At 32.4% G+C, this 2,341-nt stretch carries 4 protein-coding genes; 1 reads left to right on the top strand and 3 read right to left on the bottom strand.

The features are described 5' to 3' along the window. Positions 1–552 (top strand): hypothetical protein (locus F6K13_RS28990; RefSeq protein WP_287289279.1); only part of this gene is annotated, 552 nt, incomplete at its 5' end. Between the two features lie 220 nt (positions 553–772). On the opposite strand, the gene F6K13_RS28985 is transcribed toward F6K13_RS28990, so the two are convergent. From F6K13_RS28985 to F6K13_RS28975, 3 genes are all read right to left on the bottom strand, one after another. Further along, positions 773–1,510 carry a transposase gene (locus F6K13_RS28985; RefSeq protein ID WP_287276585.1) on the bottom strand — a complete coding sequence of 246 codons (738 nt, stop codon included), beginning with the start codon at positions 1,508–1,510 and terminating at the stop codon, positions 773–775. 190 nt (positions 1,511–1,700) lie between these two features. Continuing rightward, positions 1,701–2,012 carry a hypothetical protein gene (locus F6K13_RS28980; RefSeq protein WP_124154814.1) on the bottom strand — a complete coding sequence of 104 codons (312 nt, stop codon included), beginning with the start codon at positions 2,010–2,012 and terminating at the stop codon, positions 1,701–1,703. A gap of 22 nt (positions 2,013–2,034) precedes the next feature. Then, on the bottom strand, positions 2,035–2,220 hold the full coding sequence (locus F6K13_RS28975; protein ID WP_124154815.1) for a hypothetical protein: 186 nt from the start codon (positions 2,218–2,220) through the stop codon (positions 2,035–2,037). Between the last annotated feature and the right edge of the window lie 121 nt (positions 2,221–2,341).

Below are 2,341 nucleotides of genomic sequence, written 5' to 3'. Positions count from 1 at the left end.
TCTCATATAGATGATATTTTCCATCTATATGAGTATTTGCTGCATATTCCCAAAAACTTTAGTGTAGAAAAAATTAATAGCAATAAGTTTAGACTAAAGTCGGTAGAATCAGCAAATAATTGCTCATTTATTTTGCAATTTTTCAACCAAGAAAAACTAGAACTTAAAATCGAACAATTTCAATCAAAACATAATCATAGTTTTGCCAATCATAATTTATTGCGATTTAGCACCAAAGCCATAAATCCTCATTTTTTAGCTATGTTTATCTCTGAAAAAAATTTAGAAAATCTTTTTATTAAAAGTAATAAAGATGTTGATAATAGGAAAATTGTACTGGATATTTTATCGCCAGAATGGTCAGATAATCTAGAATTAAAATTTTATAGAGGAAAGAGGGGAAGTTTAAAAGATAAATTGTTTAAATTTCAACGAAATGAAATGATTCGTGAAAAAAAAACTGTAAGGATTTGGTCTCCAAACTCTATTTTTGCTTTAGTTAATAGTTTTCTCCTCCCTACAACCTTTAAGAATAGAAATAAAAAGAAATAGAGAAGAAACAAAACTCAAATTTTATAATTCCTGTTTATTCTAACTACTTCCTATTCCCTATTTACAGAACTTTTGAGTATGGTGCGGTACAGTTTTTGCGGTTCAAGCATCCTGCTTGTTACAGTTACAAAAATTACTAATAGACAAATAAGTGAAGTAGAAAAGAAACAAAATTAAAATTTATAATTCCTGTTTCTCCTAACTATTCCCTATTCCCTATTTAAGAATATGACTGATAAATTTGCCGTAATTGCTCAATAGTTTCCACAGTTTTGAGAGAGGAAAGAATAGTTTCTAAAACCTGAATATTTTCCAGAGTATTAATCTCGGAAAATATCTCTTTTCCTGATTCGCCAAACTTCAATTCTAATCCTGTTTCTATTCCAGAAAGTATTCCTCTTTGTTCACCAATTTGAATTCCTTCTTGTTTACCAATTTGAATTCCCTCTTGTAATATTTGTTGATACCAAGGAGATTGTTGTAAAACTGCCATATCCCACCTCATTATTTGTTGTATTATTTCAGTCTTTAATACAAATGTAGCAAAAAATCCTAGTAAATTTTCTAATTCTGAAAGTTCTTCATCCTCCCGTAAAAGTTGCAACGCTTTTCTCACAGTTGCTTCTTCTCCTCCATTTTTCAGAATAGAAACAAAAGGAAGTAAAGAGGGAAGAGGTTGTTGAAAAACTGCTTCTGCTTCTACTTCCCACAAGTTAATAACTCGATAATCTTGGCAAGCTCTCAGATTCAAAAATTCTGATTCGTAACAATTAACTATTTCTGTGGTTTCGCTTGGTTGGAGGATATTTATTAATACAGGATAAACAGGTTTTTGATACTTTTCTTCTGCTAATCCAGCATAAGCACGCATTCGACGTGGCATTTTTTTATCATACCTTAATTGCATTTCATTGAGAACTAGAAATTCTCCATGTTCTCGACTAGAAACACTCACCAAAACATCCCCTTCTCGACTTAACCATTGGAAGTCTGAAGAAACAATTTATTTGATAGTAACATTGGTAATTCCACTCACCCATTCTACCCAACGACTGGGGTTAATTCCAATGATACGTTTACTGCTAATATCTACTTTTTTGGTCATAGAATAAAGTCTAGTAATTTTTGAATAAAAGATGGATTAGGGATTAGGGATTAGGGGGAAATAATTGATGAAGAAAATTTTTAACCTTCTTCCTTACTGATAACTGATAACTGATAACTGATAACTGAAATGAAACCCAATCCCCATCCCGGCCATGATGAGTAAAACAATTTTCAGATTCTGATTTGTAATTTCGTGTTCTATCCCCTATCTTAGGAATAGTAGGTTTTTCTTGGTAAGTCCAATTTTCCCAAAGAATGTTGGTCAAACTTTCCCTTGGCATCAGCATCCGCTCTTCCCAACCATAATCATTTCTATTTTCCGTTTTGTATACAATCCAGGTTTCAGTTGTCATATCTCGAATCCTCAAATGATGTTTATTCTCCCTCAAAAACGGAATCGACTTTCAGGATTTCTTGTTCTTTATTACATCTAATATCCTTCAACTTCCATCCATATTTCTGTTCCATTTTTTCACATTCTTCTGGGGTGGTAGCAGAATGAAGATTTTCAGGATTTTTGTCATTATTAGAGATTAACAGTACAATACCTATAATTATCATTTTCTTTGTGGGTTTAATACCCCACCGTCTACACGGTGTTCAAAATTACTTGGGGTTAGAATCCCCATGTAATTTTCCTCCTGTCTCCTGTCTCCTGTCTCCTGTCTCCTTCTTCAATTAT

This window comes from Okeania sp. SIO2B9 (assembly GCF_010672505.1).
In the GTDB taxonomy this organism is placed as follows: domain Bacteria; phylum Cyanobacteriota; class Cyanobacteriia; order Cyanobacteriales; family Microcoleaceae; genus Okeania; species Okeania hirsuta.
Note: the sequence above shows the minus strand (reverse complement) of the source record. Positions and strands in the feature narration are given on the sequence as shown.

Coding starts and splice junctions, on each gene's coding strand:
- F6K13_RS28980 (WP_124154814.1), bottom strand. CDS start 2,012: ATGACAACTGAAACCTGGATTGTATACAAAACGGAAAATAGAAATGAT.
- F6K13_RS28975 (WP_124154815.1), bottom strand. CDS start 2,220: ATGATAATTATAGGTATTGTACTGTTAATCTCTAATAATGACAAAAAT.